This window comes from Dendrosporobacter quercicolus (genome assembly GCF_900104455.1).
In the GTDB taxonomy this organism is placed as follows: Bacteria; Bacillota; Negativicutes; order DSM-1736; family Dendrosporobacteraceae; genus Dendrosporobacter; species Dendrosporobacter quercicolus.
In genome coordinates, this window is record NZ_FNHB01000008.1 from 40,453 (window position 1) to 59,070 (window position 18,618).

Annotated in this window: 17 protein-coding genes; all 17 read left to right on the top strand. The window is 39.5% G+C overall.

Translation table 11 applies throughout. From position 1 onward, the window contains the following. The first annotated feature begins 99 nt into the window (after positions 1–99). The 17 genes from BLR06_RS14230 (at position 100) to BLR06_RS14310 (ending at position 18,601) form a co-directional block, all read left to right on the top strand. The gene (locus BLR06_RS14230) at positions 100–300 is read left to right on the top strand and encodes a hypothetical protein (RefSeq protein ID WP_092074263.1); all 201 of its coding nucleotides are present in this window, start codon (positions 100–102) and stop codon (positions 298–300) included. 416 nt (positions 301–716) lie between these two features. Further along, on the top strand, positions 717–1,358 hold the full coding sequence (locus BLR06_RS14235) for a polysaccharide biosynthesis/export family protein (protein ID WP_245698162.1): 642 nt from the start codon (positions 717–719) through the stop codon (positions 1,356–1,358). Between the two features lie 26 nt (positions 1,359–1,384). After that, complete coding sequence (locus BLR06_RS14240; RefSeq protein ID WP_092074264.1) at positions 1,385–2,857, top strand: GumC family protein; 1,473 nt, start codon at positions 1,385–1,387, stop codon at positions 2,855–2,857. Further along, on the top strand, positions 2,850–3,539 hold the full coding sequence (locus BLR06_RS14245; protein WP_092074265.1) for a CpsD/CapB family tyrosine-protein kinase: 690 nt from the start codon (positions 2,850–2,852) through the stop codon (positions 3,537–3,539). Before BLR06_RS14240 ends, BLR06_RS14245 begins: the two co-directional genes overlap by 8 nt. Before the next feature lie 12 nt (positions 3,540–3,551). Then, a complete protein-coding gene (gene wbaP / locus BLR06_RS14250; protein WP_245698163.1) occupies positions 3,552–5,036 on the top strand; it encodes an undecaprenyl-phosphate galactose phosphotransferase WbaP in 1,485 nt (494 codons plus the stop codon). A 59-nt stretch (positions 5,037–5,095) separates the two neighbouring features. Then, on the top strand, positions 5,096–6,145 hold the full coding sequence (locus tag BLR06_RS14255) for a glycosyltransferase family 2 protein (RefSeq protein WP_092074266.1): 1,050 nt from the start codon (positions 5,096–5,098) through the stop codon (positions 6,143–6,145). A gap of 41 nt (positions 6,146–6,186) precedes the next feature. After that, the gene (locus BLR06_RS14260; protein WP_092074267.1) at positions 6,187–7,371 is read left to right on the top strand and encodes a polysaccharide pyruvyl transferase family protein; all 1,185 of its coding nucleotides are present in this window, start codon (positions 6,187–6,189) and stop codon (positions 7,369–7,371) included. A 163-nt stretch (positions 7,372–7,534) separates the two neighbouring features. Continuing rightward, positions 7,535–8,692, top strand: a complete 1,158-nt coding sequence (locus BLR06_RS14265) for a Coenzyme F420 hydrogenase/dehydrogenase, beta subunit C-terminal domain (RefSeq protein ID WP_092074268.1) — start codon at positions 7,535–7,537, stop codon at positions 8,690–8,692. An 11-nt stretch (positions 8,693–8,703) separates the two neighbouring features. Beyond that, positions 8,704–10,140 carry an MATE family efflux transporter gene (locus BLR06_RS14270; RefSeq protein ID WP_092074269.1) on the top strand — a complete coding sequence of 479 codons (1,437 nt, stop codon included), beginning with the start codon at positions 8,704–8,706 and terminating at the stop codon, positions 10,138–10,140. 68 nt (positions 10,141–10,208) lie between these two features. Beyond that, complete coding sequence (locus tag BLR06_RS14275) at positions 10,209–11,492, top strand: O-antigen polymerase (RefSeq protein ID WP_092074270.1); 1,284 nt, start codon at positions 10,209–10,211, stop codon at positions 11,490–11,492. A 26-nt stretch (positions 11,493–11,518) separates the two neighbouring features. After that, positions 11,519–12,607, top strand: a complete 1,089-nt coding sequence (locus tag BLR06_RS14280; protein WP_092074271.1) for a glycosyltransferase family 4 protein — start codon at positions 11,519–11,521, stop codon at positions 12,605–12,607. Between the two features lie 43 nt (positions 12,608–12,650). Continuing rightward, positions 12,651–13,592: a glycosyltransferase family 2 protein gene (locus BLR06_RS14285; protein ID WP_092074272.1), complete on the top strand. Its 942-nt coding sequence runs from the start codon at positions 12,651–12,653 to the stop codon at positions 13,590–13,592. 37 nt (positions 13,593–13,629) lie between these two features. Further along, positions 13,630–14,688, top strand: a complete 1,059-nt coding sequence (gene rfbB, locus BLR06_RS14290; RefSeq protein WP_092074273.1) for a dTDP-glucose 4,6-dehydratase — start codon at positions 13,630–13,632, stop codon at positions 14,686–14,688. 14 nt (positions 14,689–14,702) lie between these two features. Then, a complete protein-coding gene (gene rfbA / locus BLR06_RS14295; RefSeq protein WP_092074274.1) occupies positions 14,703–15,581 on the top strand; it encodes a glucose-1-phosphate thymidylyltransferase RfbA in 879 nt (292 codons plus the stop codon). A 30-nt stretch (positions 15,582–15,611) separates the two neighbouring features. Continuing rightward, positions 15,612–16,169 (top strand): dTDP-4-dehydrorhamnose 3,5-epimerase, encoded by a 558-nt coding sequence (gene rfbC, locus BLR06_RS14300; protein ID WP_092074275.1) that lies wholly within the window; start codon positions 15,612–15,614, stop codon positions 16,167–16,169. A 24-nt stretch (positions 16,170–16,193) separates the two neighbouring features. Then, positions 16,194–17,024: a dTDP-4-dehydrorhamnose reductase gene (gene rfbD, locus BLR06_RS14305; protein WP_092074276.1), complete on the top strand. Its 831-nt coding sequence runs from the start codon at positions 16,194–16,196 to the stop codon at positions 17,022–17,024. A gap of 32 nt (positions 17,025–17,056) precedes the next feature. Next, positions 17,057–18,601: a capsule assembly Wzi family protein gene (locus BLR06_RS14310; protein ID WP_092074277.1), complete on the top strand. Its 1,545-nt coding sequence runs from the start codon at positions 17,057–17,059 to the stop codon at positions 18,599–18,601. Positions 18,602–18,618 lie beyond the last annotated feature (17 nt).

The window sequence follows — 18,618 nt, forward strand, 5'->3', positions numbered from 1 at the left end:
CGTGTTAGGAAAAAGGTCCTAGCGACTGATTTGCCTGGGGGTTAAGGCAAACGACTACCCTCTTGATGTATTTAATATCATTTCTTCAGGAGGGGTCATATGGATAAGTTGGCACAAATTCAACATTTGCGAATTCAGCTAGGCGCCCTGGGGTATCATGATTTTCAGATTGACAGCATGATAAAAGAAGAAATTGGCACTGCCAAGCTGACGGGGCTTTCAGAGGAACAATACGAGCAATGCATTGAAACTTTGCAAGGCTATATCGAATTTGCCAGCAAATGTCAGAAGAAGAAATAAAACGCAAAGGGTAAAGTAACCCATCTTACCGTGGTACAGGTGGAAGGGTTACTTTATTCTTTTTGTTCCGATGTTATTAAGACGAACTGCATTTTCTTTATTGTTTTGAAGTTCTCTCATGTATAGGGATAACAGTAAATTTTACACCGTTTATCTATGTAAAAATTATACTATTTTCCATAATTTTCTAAAGAAATTCTAATAAACTTTATGTACGATAAAAATCTAACAACAGGGTAATGCAGCTTTTAAGCACCCTCTCGCGCCAGTCGTACATCTTTACATAAATTCCATTTTTTGTCGGCTTATCCGCCTCCTAAATATGGGTTTATGGGATTTATTTGTCATTTTAGCAGGAGAGAATGATTTTGTTGACGAATAATAAGTTACAAATAATGTGAAATGGGAGGATTGGCGTGAAGTATTTTGTCAAGTTGACTCTGGTCGTTTTCGCACTTATGTTTAGCTGTTTGCCTGCCAATAGCGCTATAGCCCAGGAGTACAAGCTGGGGGCTAACGATATTTTGACTATTGGCGTGTGGGGTTATGAAGAACTAAAGCTGGAGGAATTGGCGGTGCGCCCGGATGGAAAAATTGCATTTCCGCTGGTAGGCGAAGTTGAAGCCGCGGATAAGACGGTAAGTGAGCTAACCGATGCTTTGACCACCGGCTTGTCTGTTTATGTCAAAGAACCAATTGTAACCGTTAATATTTTAAAATTCCGGACAACCAGGGTCTATGTGCTGGGCGAAGTCCAGAAGCCGGGAATGTATGAGATTGAACGAAGCCACAACCTGCTCGACGCCATCGGCATGGCCGGCAGCTATACCAAGAATGCCGCCAAGAAAAAAGTCCACATTATCCGCCAGGATAATTCAGCTGAACCGATCAAAGCCAATCTGTTGAATATCCTGACCAAAGGCGATATGTCGCAGAACTATACCTTACATGACGGCGATGTTGTTTATTTAAGCGATAATGGCCGAATCGATTTCGCCAAAGATATCTTGCCATGGATTTCCGCAACTTATCAGATCAGTGAAACACAAAACAACTAGTTGAATGACAGCATGGAGGGTAAATCGTGGACGAAACGACTCTGGACTTAAGAGATATTCTAAAAACTTTGAAGAAACGCCGGAAACTTATTGGTTATATCTTTGTCGGATTTGTAGTGCTCGCAGCATTGCTCAGCTTTCTCTGGCCGCCGACCTATGAATCGGAAACCAACCTGCGAGTAAAGCAGCCGCAAGGTCTGGCCGATTCGCTGTTAAGCAGTCTGCCGACAGGCAATGCATCAGCCACTAAGCAGCTCATGTCGACTTATGCCGAAATTCTGAAAAGCCGTACTGTGGTGCAGGAAGTGATTGATAAGACCCAGGCCGATAAGGAAGAAATTCCGGATTATGAGAATATGCTTGACCGAATTACTACTCAGCCGGTTAAAGATACCGAAATTCTTAGGGTAAGGGTTACGGCAAAAACGCCGGAAGAGGCCCAACTGGTGGCTGATACACTGGTCAATACATTCAATGCTCGTTTAAGCTTTTTGACCAGATCGGAACAAACTGTTGTCCGCCAGTTCATTGGGGAACGTCTGCAGGAGTCCAAGGCCGACGTGGAAAAGGCTGAGGAGGAACTTCAGAAGTATAAAACCGAACAAAAAATTACCGATCCGGATGTTGAAACCAAGGCTCTGGTCGACGCTTTGACTGAGATCAATAAGCTGGCGGCGGAGAATGCCGTAACCATGGCCGCTGCCCAGGGCAAGCTGGCCAGTACCCGGCAGCAGCTTGGGGCTGAGAAAGAAGGCTTTATTGCCGATAATCCTTTAATTCAGCAATATAAAACCAAACTGGCCGAACTGGAAGTCAGTCTGGTGGAACTTACAGAAAAATATACCGAGCAGCATCCGCAGGTCAAAGCCACCAGGGCGGCTATCGGAGAAACCCAGGCTAAGCTGGCGGCTGAGGTCGGCCGGGTAATTACGGCCGACGCGCCGTCTATGAATCCAATCCATCAGGGATTGCTGCAAAGCCAGTTAATGGCTGAAGCGCAAATTGCCGCATCGACCGCCCAGCAAGTAGCCATTGTTGCAATTGTCGAACAAGGGCAAGCCGATCTTGGTAAGTTGCCGGTCAAGGAACAGGGCTTAGCCAAAGTGATGCGGGATGCGGAGGTAGCCAGGGAAATTTATGTTATGCTGGCTAAGCGCCATGAGGAAGCCCGGATCAGTGAGGTGATGCAGCCAACCGATATCCAGGTGATTGATGTGGCGACACTGCCGGACGAGCCGATCAAACCGAAGAAAGCGCTGAATATTGTCATTGCTGCCATTCTGGGTTTGTTTGCCGGGCTGGGAGCGGCCTTTATTGTAGAGTATTTGAATAAATCGATTCATACCGTTGAGGATGTCCGTCAATATCTTGACCTTCCTGTGTTAGGCAGTATTCCTCATTTTGACAATGAGTATAAAGAGTCTGAACCAAGCTTCTGGGATAAGCTGAAACAATTGTTATCTACAAACTCGCAAAGGGGGCAGAAACGCGATGTCTAATAAGCGCCGACTTATTGTTCAGGAACAGGCCAAGTCCCCCATTGCCGAGGCTTACCGCACCTTGCGAACCAATATCCAGTTTTCCAAAAGCGATGGGGAACTTAAAGCAATCATGTTCACCAGCTCCGGTCCTGGCGAGGGGAAGTCAACCACTACCTCCAACACGGCGGTAGCTATGGCCCAATCCGGCAAACGGGTCATTCTGATGGACTGTGACCTAAGAAAGCCGGTTCAGCACAAGATTTTCACAAAACGCAACAAAGGGGTTACCAATGCGCTGGTGGAAGAAGTCAATCCGCTGGATTTACTGCAGGAGACCGAAGTGGATAATTTGCTGCTACTCCCCAGTGGGCCTATACCTCCTAATCCTTCTGAATTACTAGGAACTGTCCGCATGCAGGAGATTGTCGAATGTTTAAAGGAAAACTGTGATTTGCTAATTATTGATGCGCCGCCGGTGGTGGCGGTTACCGACGCTTCGGTTTTGGCCGCTAAGGTCGATGGGATTGTCCTTGTCGTTAATGCCGGCAGCAACCGGCCGGAAATGGTGCAAAAGGCGAAAGAATTATTGGCTAAGGCCAAAGGCCATATTTTAGGCGTTGTGTTGAATCGCGTGGAGATTGAAGAGGAACATGCGTACTATTACTATTATTATGGTAATGAGAACAAAAATGCAAAATGAGGAGTGAGTGGAGTGTCATCTAGTAATCCCGATTTTCCAATTCGACAAAAATCTCTATATGATATTTCAGTTGCAAGTCGTATTGGAAGATGGCTTGCTCCATTGATGCTAATTGTAGCAGATTATCTAGTAGTAGTTTTAGCATTATTGACTGCCTATTATTTTCGCGATTCTTTTTTGCGTACGCTGTTTCCTGGTTTAAGTCCATTAACCGTACCATCTAAGTATGTGTATATAATCATTCCATTAATCTACTTGGGCTTGTTTTTATATGAACGTTTATATACAAAGCGTCTTCCTTTTTGGCAATCTGCAGAGTTGGTTTTTAAAGTATCGCTGTTTACTATGGCAATTACAACAGGATTGTTATATTTTTCTGGCACAGCAAAGGAAATATCTCGAATATTTATTATTTCAAGTTGGGTATTTAGTTACCTATATATTGTATCTGAAAGATATTTGCTGAAAAGACTGCTGGTACATATTGGTTTGTGGCAAAAACCTGTGGTGGTAATCGGCGCCGGTAAAACTGCGGAACTAATTTCGCAGGTATATGCTGACGAACCAGGTATGGGCTATAAAATTGTTGGTTTAATTGAAGACAACTTTAAGGAAAGACCTTTAATAGGAAAATATTCTCTTTTAGGCAACTTCAATAATGTCGAAGAAGCTTTGCTTAAAAGTGGTGTAAAGGATGTCATCATAGCTGCTCCTGGATTGGAACGGGGAAAAATGGTCGAATTGGTTTATCGCATTCAACCACTAATTAAAAATATAACTATTGTTCCTGATTTGTTTGGAGTACCAATGGCGAATATTGAGGTTGAAGCCTTTTTTAATCAGAAGGCAATCATGTTTAAAATACGCAACAACATGGCAAGAGGGTACAACCGCTTTCTTAAAAGGACTTTTGATTTAACCGGTAGCTTAATTGGTGGACTGTTGATACTCCCGGTTGTTTTGGTTATCGCAGTCCGTATATATTTGGATTCACCAGGGCCGATTATATTTGCTCATAATAGAATTGGCTTCAAAGGTAAAGTTTTCCCTTGCTATAAATTTCGTTCAATGGTACCAAATGCTCAAGAAGTGCTTGATAAATACCTACAAGAAAACCTAAGTGCGCGTGAGGAATGGGAACGTGACTTTAAATTGAAGGATGATATTCGTATAACTAAGATTGGTAATTTTCTCCGAAAAACTAGTCTTGATGAACTGCCGCAATTATTAAATGTCATAAAAGGTGAAATGAGTCTGGTCGGACCACGCCCAATCGTTAAAGAAGAGATTGAAAAGTACGGGCAATATATTAATGATTATTATTTAATTCGACCCGGGATGACTGGGTTTTGGCAAGTTAGTGGTCGAAATGATGTCGATTATAATTCCAGAGTTCAAATGGATTCATGGTATGTGCGTAACTGGTCATTATGGCAGGATATAGTCTTGCTTTTTAAAACTATAGTCGTTGTAATAAAAGGAAAGGGAGCATATTAATATAGATAGTTAAGTGAAAATATGGATAAATAATTTTATGATTTTGACTTGGAGTGCATATGCAAACATCTAAAGTTTATATCATTATTTTAAATTGGAATGGTTGGCAAGATACAATTGAGTGTTTAGAAAGTGTTTTCCGAAGTAATTACCCTAATTTTACGGTAATTGTTTGCGATAACGCATCCATAGATAATTCATTGGATAAAATTAAACAATGGGCAAATGGACATATACAGTCATATGTTACAGATGACTCTAAAATATCACTCTTGACTACACCTCCTATTAAAAAACCTCTACCTTATGCCGAGTATACACGCATTCAGATAGATCAATGTGCGGTAGATAATGAGGAAAATTCACCTTTAATTTTAATTCAAACAGGTTCTAATCTTGGTTATGCTGGTGGTAATAATGTTGGAATTCGATATGCATTAATTCAAAATGATTTTGAATATATTTGGCTTCTCAACAATGATACGGTAGTTGATTACACAGCATTAGCCCAGCTTATAAAGCGGATGAAAAATAAACCTAGTGCAGGAATATGTGGTTCTACATTATTATATTATGACAATCCAGATAAGGTACAGGCATTAGGCGGTGCCCGATATAATAGATGGTTGGGGACAAGCAAACATATAGGTGCACTTGCTAACTTTGAATCTTTAAATATTGATTGCATTTCCGTAGAACGAAAAATTGACTATATTGTAGGTGCTTCTATGCTGGTGTCAAAGAAGTTCCTTAATGACGTTGGATTAATATGTGAAGATTATTTTCTCTACTTCGAGGAAATTGATTGGATTACTCGTGGCAGGGAAAACTTCGAATTAGCATATGAATATCAAAGTATTGTATATCATAAAGAGGGAAATAGCATTGGCTCCAGCAATGACTTTAAAGAACGAAGCTTTACGTCTGATTATTATGCAATTAGAAATAGACTTATATTTACTAAAAAGCATTTTAAGTATGCACTAATTTCTGTTTATATTGGTTTAATACCGACGATCATGAATCGTATAAAACGAAAACAGTGGAATCGAGTGACCATGATTTTTAAGGTTGCGTTAAATGCGCTAAAGCCCATTACTAAATATTAAAGGATACTATCTTGCATATGTATTAAAAATGAGGAGTAACTATGAGCAAAGTTAATGGTACAAAAAAGAAAGTTTGTTTGGTGAGTTGGTTTCAGTCTCATAATTATGGAACAAATCTTCAAGCGTATGCACTCATTAAGGCGCTAAATAATTTAAATTGTGAATGTATTTTGAATGATTTTGTTTATAAGAATATAGATTTCTTTAATATTAACTGGGTTTGGATCAAATTTTGTCAAAAACTTAATTTAAAGAAGAAAAACATTCTACATAGAAAATTAAGAAAAAGTGTCAACTCTAACTTTAGTGATAGGTTAGATAGGCGAGAAAACTTGTATAAAAAATACATGTTAGATAATTATAAATTTGCTGGAATCAAAAATAAAAAGGGACTATTAAAATTATGTGAATGGGCAGATTATTTTATTTCAGGAAGTGATCAAGCATGGAACCCATATTATTTGAACCGTTGCTATTTATTGGATTTTGTTAATGATTCTACCCCCAAAATATCGTATGCTGCCAGTTTTGGAGTTAATGCTTTGCCAGCTTGGTCAAAATCAACTTATAAAGATTTGTTAAATAGGTATAAAAGTATTAGTGTCCGAGAAAAGCAAGGTATCTCAATAATTAAGAACGTGGTTGATCATGAAGTGGAGCATGTTGTAGATCCTACGCTACTAATCACACGAAGAGAATGGCAGAATTTTGCTTTAAATGCAGTAATTAAGGAAAATGTTAGAAACCTAAAAGAAGGATATATTCTTTGTTATTTTGTTGGCGATAAAGAACAGTATTGGAAACATGTTGATGAAATAAAAAATATGACAGGATTGACCCTAATTGTTATTCCGCTTTGTTTAGAAACCTTTTTTAGGAAAGACCAAATTTATATTGAAGTTGGACCTTATGAATTTGTGTGGTTAATAGAAAATGCATCAATTATTTGTACAGACTCATTTCATGCAGTAGTTTTTTCACTTATTTTTAATAAAAATTTCTATGTATTTAAACGCTTCTTAGATGATAATAATGAATCTCAAAATTCAAGACTATATAGCTTATTGGAAATTCTTGGATTAGAAGATTATTATGTAGATCCAAATAGCAATTGCATTAGTCAGATTAAAGGAATTGAGTATACAATTATAAATAAAAAATTAGAAGATATGAGAAAGCGTTCTCTGATGTGGTTGAAAAATGCACTTGATATTGATGTTAATTGAGTATTGTAACTTGGAAACTTTAAAAAGTAAATTTAACTTTTTAATAAAAGATGGCTATGATTTGTCATTTTATACGTAATTTTTGTTTAATGCAATGTTTTTGTATAATTAAGAAAGTATAGAAAATAAATAATTTTATCTATGAAGGAATGAATGGGCACCTATGATATGTAAAAAAAGTATATGTACAGGTTGTTCGGCATGTTTAAATATTTGTCCAAATGATTGTATTGAAATAAGGGAAGATGAGTATGGTGAAACCTATCCTCAAATAAATGATAGTTGCATTAACTGTAATTTATGTAAAAAGATATGCCCAAATAATAAAGAGGTTTTAATGAATGCTCCCCGAAAAGCTTTTGTTTCATGGAGAAAGGATGAAATAAAAAGTTTAAGTAGTTCATCCGGTGGTATTGCGGCAGTTATGGCCGAAAAAATTATACATGAAGGTGGAATTGTTTATGGGGCAAGTTATAATAAAGAGTTGGATTTAGTTTGTACGAGAATTTCAATTCTTGAAGATTTAGAAAGACTTAAGGGATCAAAATATGTCCAAAGTACAATTGGATATATTTTCAGGGAAATAAAAAGTGATTTACAGAAAAATTATAAAGTTTTATTTATATCAACTCCATGTCAGGTAAGTGGGCTATATACTTATCTAGGAGATACAGAATACGATAATTTATTGACTTGCGATTTAGTTTGCCACGGCGTTTCCCCAAATAAATATTTTAAAGATGAGGTTTTGTATCTAAAGGATAAATATAATCTTAAATATGTTCATGAAGTGAAATTTAGAGGGATTTTCGATTTCTGCTTTACATTATGGAATGAGAATAATGAATTATTGCTTAAATTATCTTCAGGAATTGATTATTATTTTATGCCATTTTTAAAAGGAATAAATCTTAGAGAATCATGTTATAGTTGTATTTATGCTCAGGATAAGCGGGTAAGTGACATTACGTTAGGAGATAGTTTTCAGTCAATTAAAACAAAACTTCAAATTAGTCGAAAAAAATCATCAAACGTATTAATAAATACTAATAAAGGAGAAGAACTTTTTGATTCTATTAAATCAGAATTATTCGTAAGAAAGTGTAATACTGAGGATATTATAAAAGATAGCATTAGCTTACAATGTCCTTTCCCAAGACATCATAAGTCGAAAATTTTCAAAGATAATTTTCAAAGATTTGGGTACTCAAAAGGAATTCGAAAAACTATAGGTAAGGGAATTTTAATATGTCATATAGAAAGAATAATTGGATATTTTAAGCGAAATTTTTTTAGTAGATTTGCTAAATATAATAAATGAGGCAGCTTAAAGTGAATGAGAAAGCGAAAACTTTTCTTGAAAACTTTTCCTATACATTTGTTTCAACTTTAGTTTCATTACTTATTTCTACTTTAGTAGTGATCATTTTACCTAAATTGTTGGGAATACAAGAGTATGGTTATTGGCAATTGTATTTATTTTATGCCTCATATGTTGGGATGATGCAATTCGGATGGAATGATGGAATATATTTAAGATATGGTGGCAAGGAATATTCTAAATTAGATAAGTCGTTATTCTTTTCACAATTTTGGCTACTAGTTATTTCACAGCTTCTAATCGCGTGTTTTATAATTATTATTACTTTTAGTCTTGTTAAAGAGTTAGAAAGACAATATATTTACGTTACGGTAGCTATATGTATGATAATAATGGGTATTAGAGCTATGCCTTTGTTGATTTTGCAGGCTACAAATAGAATTAAAGAATATGCCAAAATAGTCATGGTTGATCGAATATCATATTGTTTTTTAATTACTGCTTTTTTGTTTCTAGAAATTAAAGAATATAAATTAATGATTATAGCTGACCTAATTGGTAAGTTGATTTCTTTGTTATACTCTATGAATTTTTGTAAAGATATTGTGTTTCGTGGAATTTCAACATTTTACTTTGATTTTAGAGAAATTCTAGAAAACATTAAGGTTGGCATAAAGTTGACATTTGCCAATATAGCAAGTATTTTAATCGTTGGTATAGTTAGATTTGGGATAGAATATTCGTGGGATGTAAAAACTTTTGGAAAGATTTCACTTTCTCTTAATGTATCTAATTTTATAATTATATTTATAAATACTTTAGGAATAATTATGTTCCCTATATTAAGACGGACTAATAAAAAAAATCTATCAGGGGTATATGTTATGATGAGAGATGTCTTGATAGTAATTTTGTTAGGGCTTCTTACTATATTTTATCCACTAAAACTTATTTTAATGTCTTGGTTACCACAATATATTGATAGCTTTATGTATATGGCATTAGTTTTTCCTATGTGTTTATTTGAGGGAAAAATGGCATTACTTATAAATACATATTTAAAAACATTGAGACGAGAAAACTTTATGTTAAAAATAAATATAATTTCCCTTATTTTGAGTGTATGTATTACGATTATTACTACAGGATTGTTAGTAAATTTAAACTTAGCTATAGCTTCAATTGTTTTTCTATTAATATTTAGATGTATAGTGGCTGAAATTTATTTATCTATACTTCTTAAAATTTCATTATATAAGGATATATTAGTAGAATTATTTATGACATTAATCTTTATATTGGTAGGATGGTTTATAAATTCTTGGCTTACATTTTTTATATATGCATTATCTTATCTAATATTCTTAATTACAAAACGAAAAGATACTATTAGTGCAATCAAGAATTTAAGATTATTGATGAAAGTTCGTGAAACTCCCATTAATTGAGCTTTTTTTTATGAGTTTACCATTTGATAATATATGGCATAAACTATTATGTAGCTGCAGGAGTTAATATGGAAACAATTATAGGGTTATTTTGTTTTGGATTAAGTATTTTAATTTATTTACTATTAAAGGGTCGGTTTTCTTTTCTTTTACTTTGGCCGTATATAATATATGGTTTCGGTTTAATTATTGCAATGTATTCACTTGAAACAGGGTCTCTAGATTTCAGCAATATGTTAGACGAGCGCTCTATAGTTTTAAGCATGTATTATATGTTGAGTTTTCTAATAATAATTACTTTGATTGATTTTAAATTTTTATCAAGTAATATGATAAATAAAACCATGGATCCAAGCAAATTAGCGACTATAAAAAGAATTGTAGACTCTCCAATTTTTTTATGCTATTTATTTATACATATAATTGCCTTTTTAATACTTTATTATTTAAGTTATAGATCAGGAGAATTAAATATTGGAGATTACAATTATTCTGAACTTGAGATGCTAAGGTATTGGGGGCCAATAGCCTATTTAAGTGAAAATATTGCTACATTATTTTTGTTGTTTATATCGCGAATGATGATATATGAAAAGTGGACTAAAAGTAATTTATTAACAGTTATTCTATTTTTAATATTTATAGTGTTAAGACTCTCAATGGGAACACGTATGTTTATTATTAAAATAATTGGTGTTACACTAATAATGTTTTTAATACGTTATAAGAAATATTGGAAAGTCAGTCTATTTGCAACTACTACATTAATAGTTGGTAATATAGTTGGTTATATAAGATCCGGCAAAGCACTTAGTGAATTTGATATTAGTCAGATGTTTTATTCACTTAATGTAGAAGCGTACTTTAATGATTTAACACTAATTGTTGCAACAAACGCTTTAGCACAGGAGAATTTTATTTATCAACCTGGTATGTTATTAGCAATACCTTTATATAGTTTACCGCGATTTTTAGTAGACAGGAATGAATTTATAAATTTGCTTTATGATAGAAATCTTATGCTGCCTTTTTTAAGTTCGGCAATTGAATCAGTATCACCGGTAGGAGCAATGTCTTTTTTAGCAGATGCTATATATGCTTTCGGGGTATTTTACTGGATTTTTTTGATGATAGTTTTTACTTTGATTTTATCATATATTGCTAAACTAAAAGGATCATTGCAGTATTTTATATGTTATTTGTTAGGTGCAGCAACTCTAAATCTGTGGAGGGATTCTTTTTTTATAACTTTTAAGATTGTATTTATTCATGGGATAATGAATATTTTATTATTATTAATTATTATAAAATTACTTAGTCGACCAATTAAGCAAAAGAATGATAGTTGTTAAAAAAATAAAGGTGTGATTTTCTTAAAATGACTGAAAAAATATATATTAATTTAACTCGGATAGGGAAAAATGGTTCTGGATTATTCAGATATTCAGATAACTTTATAAACTGTATTAGTAAAAACTTAAAGAATAGTGATTTACATATTATTCACGCGGACAACTTTAAATTTAGCAAAGCTAAATCTGTTAGTGTACCATCATTTATATCTAATACACCTAGTGTTTCTTTTCTTAGACCAATGCTATGGTACATATATTCGTTTGTATTATTTCCCAAAATAGATGGGCGGGTAATAACTACAACACATCATGTGGTGCCTGGGGTCAAGAAACAAATAATCACAATTCACGATTTGCGTCCGTATTTTTATCCAGATAGTTTTCTTCAAAAGGTGTATTTTCGTTACATATTGCCCTATAAAATTAAACAGGTTGATGGTATTATAACAGTTTCTAATACAACAAAGGATTTAATTGTAGATTGCTATAAGGTAGATCCATGTAAGGTTTGCGTTGTTTCTAATAGTGTAAATATTACACAATTTAAACCCTCAAATAATATTAAAAATATAAATCCTTATTTGTTGATGGTTGGAGCGACATGGCAGCATAAGAATGCACAAGAAGTTATCGAAATGTGCGAAACATGGTCACATAAATATGAATTGAAAATTGTGGCTAATAGAAGTGCGTATATTGATGGTCTTAAAAATATAGTGAATAGTCGAAAGTTGAACGATAGAGTCGAGTTTATTGAAAGATATATAAGTGAGGAAGAACTTGTTGAATTATACCAAAATGCAAAAGCGTTGGTATACCCTTCTCTGATGGAAGGATTTGGAATTCCTCCTATTGAAGCTATGGCATGTGGTATCCCGGTCATTGCATCAGATATAAAGGTTTTTCGTGAAATATGTAAGGACATACCGATATATATAAAGAATGGTAATAAAAAAAGCTGGTATACTGCCATTGAAATGTTAGATGATTTTTCAATTATTAATAATAAAATTAAGTCTGGCTTAGAAAGAGCAAATTATTATAGTGATGAACAAATGGATACTAGTATTATTAAAGCAGTACAGAATATATGGAATGATGTTAAACTTTAAATAAGGCTGTAGATAGGCTAAAAGCTAATTATCTGAGGTGAATATGAAAAAAACAGCAGTTATTATTCCAACATATAATGGAGGGAGGATTTTTAAAGATTTATTAACGTCATTAAAGCAACAACGACACCAACCGCTTTATGTAATAGTAATAGATTCGTCGTCTTGCGATGGTACGGACAAATTAGCTGAAAGCTTTGGTATAAATGTCATAACAATTTCTCAAGCTGATTTTAATCATGGTAAAACAAGGCAAAAAGGTGTTGAGATATGCTTACAAGCAGAAATTCTCGTTTTTCTTACACAAGACACAATCTTTACATCTAATAATTCTTTAGGTGATATTATTAGGTGTTTTGATAATTCTAAAATAGGTGTTGCTTATGGACGGCAGTTACCACACAAGAATGCTAGTCCACTTGGGGCACATGCGCGCTTCTTTAATTATCCCGAGAAAAATGAAGTAAAGTCAATGGACAATGCAAAAAAATTAGGAATGAAAGCAGTTTTTATTTCTAATTCTTTTGCGGCATACAGGAGAGAGGCTTTAATTGCCATAGGGGGATTTCCAACACATACAATTCTAGGTGAGGACATGTATGTTGCAGCAAAGATGCTACTAGCAGGTTGGAAGATAGCATATTGTGCAGACTCTTCTGTATATCATTCACATGACTACAACCTTTTGCAGGAATTCAGAAGATATTTTGATATTGGAGTTTTTCATGCAAAAGAGTCTTGGATAAGAGATCAATTTGGCGGGGCAGAGGGTGAAGGATTCAAATTTATATTGTCAGAAATGAAATATTTATTAAATAATAATAAATGGAAATTTATACCTTCTGCATTTATTCGAACGGGACTTAAATTTATGGGTTATCGACTAGGCCTAGGAGAAAAAAAAATACCTATAAGTATCAAAAGGCTTTTTAGTATGCATTCAAATTATTGGAACTCTAATATAAGAAGTGTGAAGAGTAAGTAATTCCTATATTTAGTAATTGGGAAGGGGAAAGAATTTTGTGAGGTCTTTAATAGTTACCGGCGGAGCTGGTTTTATTGGGAGTAATTTTGTCCGTTTTATTTTGAACAATTCTGATATCCATATTGTTAACTTAGACAGGCTTACATATGCAGGTAATTTAGACTCATTACAAAGTTGTGAAAGTAATTCACATTACACATTTGAAAAGGGAGATATCTGTGATAGTGGGTTTGTAAAGAATTTACTAACTGAATATCAGCCTGATGCAATTATTCATTTTGCTGCGGAATCTCATGTTGACCGTTCTATTGATGGACCGGCAACCTTTATTCAAACCAATATAAATGGAAGCTTTAATCTTCTTGAAAATGCAAAACAATATTGGTCTAGCTTGGAGGACACGATGAAAGCCCAGTTCCGCTTCATTCATATTTCCACCGATGAAGTATACGGCTCATTAGGGCCATCCGGCTATTTTACCGAAGAAACCCCCTATGCCCCCAATTCACCGTACTCGGCATCCAAAGCGGCAGCGGACCACTTAGCCAGAGCTTATTATCACACCTACGGCCTGCCAACAATTATCACCAATTGTTCAAATAATTACGGGCCCTATCATTTCCCTGAGAAATTAATTCCGCTAATGCTGCTCAATGCGCTGGAAGGCAAGCCATTGCCTGTCTATGGCAATGGCCGGAATGTCCGGGACTGGCTGTACGTCGAGGATCACTGCCGGGCGGTTTTAAGGGTGTTAGAGAAGGGGAAGCCAGGAGAGAAATACAACATTGGTGGTCGTAACGAAAAGACCAATCTGGAAATTGTTCATACGTTATGCGATATTTTAGATCAAAAACGTCCCCGTGTTGACGGTAGATCATACCGGGAGCAGATTGCCTTTGTTTCGGACCGGCCGGGCCATGATCTGCGTTACGCCATTGATGCTGCCAAGATTGAACGCGAATTGGGCTGGGTTCCGGCGGAAACGTTTGAAACCGGCATTGTCAAGACAGTGGACTGGTATCTGGCGAATTTAGACTGGTGCCGCAGAGTGACCGACGGCAGCTACCGGCGGGAACGGTTGGGCAGCGGCAAGTGACGGGAGGCAGAGCAATGACGATAAATAAAGGCATTATTCTGGCCGGCGGCTCGGGTACGCGGCTGTACCCCATTACCAAAGCGGTGAGCAAGCAATTAATGCCGGTGCATGACAAACCAATGGTGTATTATCCGCTGACCACGCTGATGCTGGCTGGCATCAGGGATATACTTCTGATTACCACGCCTGAGGATCAGGACAGCTTTGTCCGTCTGCTGGGCACTGGGGAGCAGTGGGGGCTTAATCTGTCCTATGTTGTCCAGCCCAGCCCGGATGGTTTAGCGCAGGCCTTCCTGCTGGGTGAGGCGTTTATCGCCAACGAAAGCTGTGCGCTGATTCTGGGCGATAATATTTTCTATGGTCATAACTTCAGCCAGTCCTTGCAACAGGCGGCGCAGCAGGCGCAAGGGGCGACGGTGTTCGCTTACTGGGTGAGGGACCCGGAGCGTTACGGCGTGGTGGAATTTGACGCCGCCGGCCAGGCGGTAAGTCTGGAGGAAAAACCGGCAGCGCCTAAATCCAACTATGCAGTCACCGGGCTGTATTTCTATGACCGGCAGGTGGTGGAGCTTGCCAAATCGCTGAAACCTTCGGCCCGGGGGGAACTGGAGATTACCGATTTGAACCGGCTGTATCTGGAGCAGGCCAGCCTGCGGGTGGAAACGCTCGGGCGCGGCCATGCCTGGCTGGATACCGGAACCCACGATTCGCTGCTGCAGGCCGCCAACTATATTGCCACCATTCAGGAGCGGCAGGGATTGATGGTCGCCTGCCCGGAGGAAATTGCTTACCGGATGGGCTATATCTCGCGGGATGAGCTGGCGAAGCTGGGGGCGGTTATGCGGAAAAACGGCTATGGTCAGTATTTGCTGCAGCTGGCGGGAGAAAGATAACTTCGACTAGACTTAGGAGTGGTGGTTAAGATGAAGGTCATACCGACGAAACTCGAAGGCGTTCTGATTGTTGAACCGAAAGTATTTGGCGATGCGCGTGGTTTTTTTATGGAAACCTGGCGGCAGCAGCGTTATGCGGAGCTGGGGATCAAAGAACCGTTTGTCCAGGATAATCTGTCTTTTTCCACGCGCGGCGTGTTAAGGGGCCTGCACTATCAGCAGCCCCATCCGCAGGGCAAGCTGGTGTCGGTGATTCAGGGCGCGGTGTTTGATGTCGCGGTGGATAGCCGGTATGGCTCGCCCACGTTCGGCGAGTGGGTGGGTGTCGAACTTTCCGGCGACAACCATCAGCAGCTATGGGTGCCGCCAGGCTTTGCCCATGGCTTTTGCGTGCTGAGCGACAGCGCCTATTTTACCTATAAATGCACCGACGTTTATACGCCTGCCGCTGAAGGCGGCATTATCTGGAATGATCCCGATATCGGCATCAAATGGCCGATCGCCGATATACAATTATCAGACAAGGATACAAAGTATCCCCGGCTGGCGGCGGTTGCGCCGAATCAATTGCCGGAATACCGGAAGTGAGCAGAAAGGGAAAGGACGGCAGCTATGCGAATATTGGTAACAGGAGCTAACGGTCAACTGGGCCGGGAGGTTGCCCGGCAGGCGGGTGACCATGAGCTGGTGCTGGCCGACCGCCGCCGCCTGGATATTGCCGATGAAACGGCGGTGCGGGCGTTACTGCGGGAGATAAAGCCGCAGGCGGTCATTCATTGTGCGGCTTATACCAACGTGGACGGAGCGGAGAGTGATGCCGACGGTGCTTTCCGGGTGAATGCCGCCGGTGCGAGGAATATCGCCGCCGGGTGTCTGGAGCAGCAGGCCCGGATGGTCTATGTCAGTACCGATTACGTGTTTGACGGTCAAACGGCGGCTGCCTACCGGGAGTTTGACCCGGTCAATCCGCAGACGGTGTATGGCCGAACCAAATTTCAGGGCGAACAGCTGGTGCGGCAGATCCTGGGGCGGCACTATATTGTGCGCACCGCCTGGCTGTATGGCGACGGCGGCAATTTCGTCCGGACGATGCTAAAGCTGGCTGAAGAGTGCCAGGAACTGCGGGTGGTTGCTGACCAGACCGGGACGCCTACTTCGACGGTTGATCTGGCCAGGGTGATTTATCAACTGCTGGCCAGCGATGCTTACGGGACCTATCACGCGACTTGCCAGGGACACTGTACCTGGTACGAATTTGCCTGCGAAATCTTTAAACAGTCCGGCAAGAAAGTCCGGGTAACGCCGGTCGCCAGCGGGGAGTTTCCCCGTCCGGCCAAACGGCCGGCCTATTCGGTACTGGACAACTATCTGCTGAGAATGACCCTTGGCGACCCGATGCGCCAGTGGCAGGCCGCGCTGCAGGAATATTTAACGCTGGTCTGACGATACGTAACAATATTGAGGAGGCTGAAAGAATGCTGTGGAAAAAGCTGTTGCTTGCCGGTCTGATGACCGCAACCCTGTCGTCAGGCGTCCAGGCTGCGCCGTCTGACTTTGTTTCACCCAATGTGCCATTATCCAGCCCGTTATATGATTATATCGAAAAGTTTGACGGTTTGGGCTATCTCCGGTCAATACCGGATGGCACCAAGCCTTACAGCCGGATGCAGATGGCCCAGTGGCTGACCGAAATTCAGGCTGAGGTGGAGCAGCGCCCCCTGCCCGGATTTTTGGCGGGCATGAAAAGCGAGCTGGAGCGGGAACTGGCTCCGGAACTGCAAGTGCTGGCCGGGGAATCGTCCGATATGTCGCCGGCGCTGAAGGAAGTACGGCTGGAATTGAGTACCTATGACGGTGATTCGCTGCGATACCGTATGAATGCAAGTAGTGGACCCCGAGCCGGCTATCAGCCTCTGAATGGCAATAACAACGGTTATCGTTACGGGCAGGACGGCAATATCATCGGCTCTGCCCTGATTACCGGCAAGCTGGGTGAAGATCTGGCTGTCGCGCTGGAGCCGCGGTTTAGCTATGATGACGATCAGCAGGGCGACGCCGCTCTGACCAGCGGCTATATCAAAACCAGAATTAACGGCACTGCCGTACAGGTGGGTAAAGACCCGGTCTTCTGGGGTCATGGCGCGACTGGTTCTTTAATTTTAGGCAATAACATGACGCCGCTGACCTCCATTCAGTTTTCCAACCTTGAGCCTTATACCAGCCGGGGCTTCTTTCGTTTCCTCGGTGACATGAACTTTACCGCCCTGTATAGCGAGCTGGAAAGCAACCGGACCAGGTTGAACGAGAATGAAGTGGACAACCCTTCGTTTGTGGGCTTGCGGGGCACGTTTACGCCGCAGCGAAACTTTACTTTCGGTTTGTCATTTACGTCCATGCTGGGCGGCAAAGGGAAAGGACTGAGCAGCGGCGATTATGGCGACTGGCTGTTGGGCCGCAATTCCGATGCTGCAGAGGACAAATGGAACAACATTGCCGGGCTGGACTTTAAAGTGCGGGTGCCGAAATGGAATGGCATTCAGATTTATGGCGAGCTGTATGGCGAAGATCAGGCCAACTATCTGCCGTCCAAAATTGCCGAGCGGGTCGGCGTTTATGTCCCCCGGCTGAATAAGGACGGCGCCTGGGATATGAAGGTGGAGTACGCCCATACCAGCAACTGGTGGTATGGACATCAGCTCTATACCAATGGCTATGTTTATAAAGGCGACATCATTGGTGATCCGCTGGGCCATAACGCCAGTCAGTATTATATTCAGTTTGGCCGTCATTTGGACAAGGACAGCAAGATATCGGTCAATGCCAACTATCTTACCCAGGACCGGGATGCGGCGGTCCAGCAGAAGGTCAAAGCTTTATGGCTGCAATATGAGACCAAGCTGCGGAACCAGGTCTTTTTGGACAGCCAGCTTGGCATTGCGCGGATCGATAATGCCAACTTTACCGCTGGCAGCGATGAAACCAATCATTTTGCCGGCGCCAGCGTACGGTGGTTATTTTAACCCAGCAATCCCACGGA

Coding starts and splice junctions, on each gene's coding strand:
- BLR06_RS14285 (WP_092074272.1), top strand. CDS start 12,651: ATGAAAAAAACAGCAGTTATTATTCCAACATATAATGGAGGGAGGATT.
- rfbD (WP_092074276.1), top strand. CDS start 16,194: ATGCGAATATTGGTAACAGGAGCTAACGGTCAACTGGGCCGGGAGGTT.
- rfbA (WP_092074274.1), top strand. CDS start 14,703: ATGACGATAAATAAAGGCATTATTCTGGCCGGCGGCTCGGGTACGCGG.
- BLR06_RS14255 (WP_092074266.1), top strand. CDS start 5,096: ATGCAAACATCTAAAGTTTATATCATTATTTTAAATTGGAATGGTTGG.
- BLR06_RS14265 (WP_092074268.1), top strand. CDS start 7,535: ATGATATGTAAAAAAAGTATATGTACAGGTTGTTCGGCATGTTTAAAT.
- BLR06_RS14260 (WP_092074267.1), top strand. CDS start 6,187: ATGAGCAAAGTTAATGGTACAAAAAAGAAAGTTTGTTTGGTGAGTTGG.
- BLR06_RS14245 (WP_092074265.1), top strand. CDS start 2,850: ATGTCTAATAAGCGCCGACTTATTGTTCAGGAACAGGCCAAGTCCCCC.
- rfbC (WP_092074275.1), top strand. CDS start 15,612: ATGAAGGTCATACCGACGAAACTCGAAGGCGTTCTGATTGTTGAACCG.
- BLR06_RS14310 (WP_092074277.1), top strand. CDS start 17,057: ATGCTGTGGAAAAAGCTGTTGCTTGCCGGTCTGATGACCGCAACCCTG.
- BLR06_RS14280 (WP_092074271.1), top strand. CDS start 11,519: ATGACTGAAAAAATATATATTAATTTAACTCGGATAGGGAAAAATGGT.
- BLR06_RS14230 (WP_092074263.1), top strand. CDS start 100: ATGGATAAGTTGGCACAAATTCAACATTTGCGAATTCAGCTAGGCGCC.
- BLR06_RS14275 (WP_092074270.1), top strand. CDS start 10,209: ATGGAAACAATTATAGGGTTATTTTGTTTTGGATTAAGTATTTTAATT.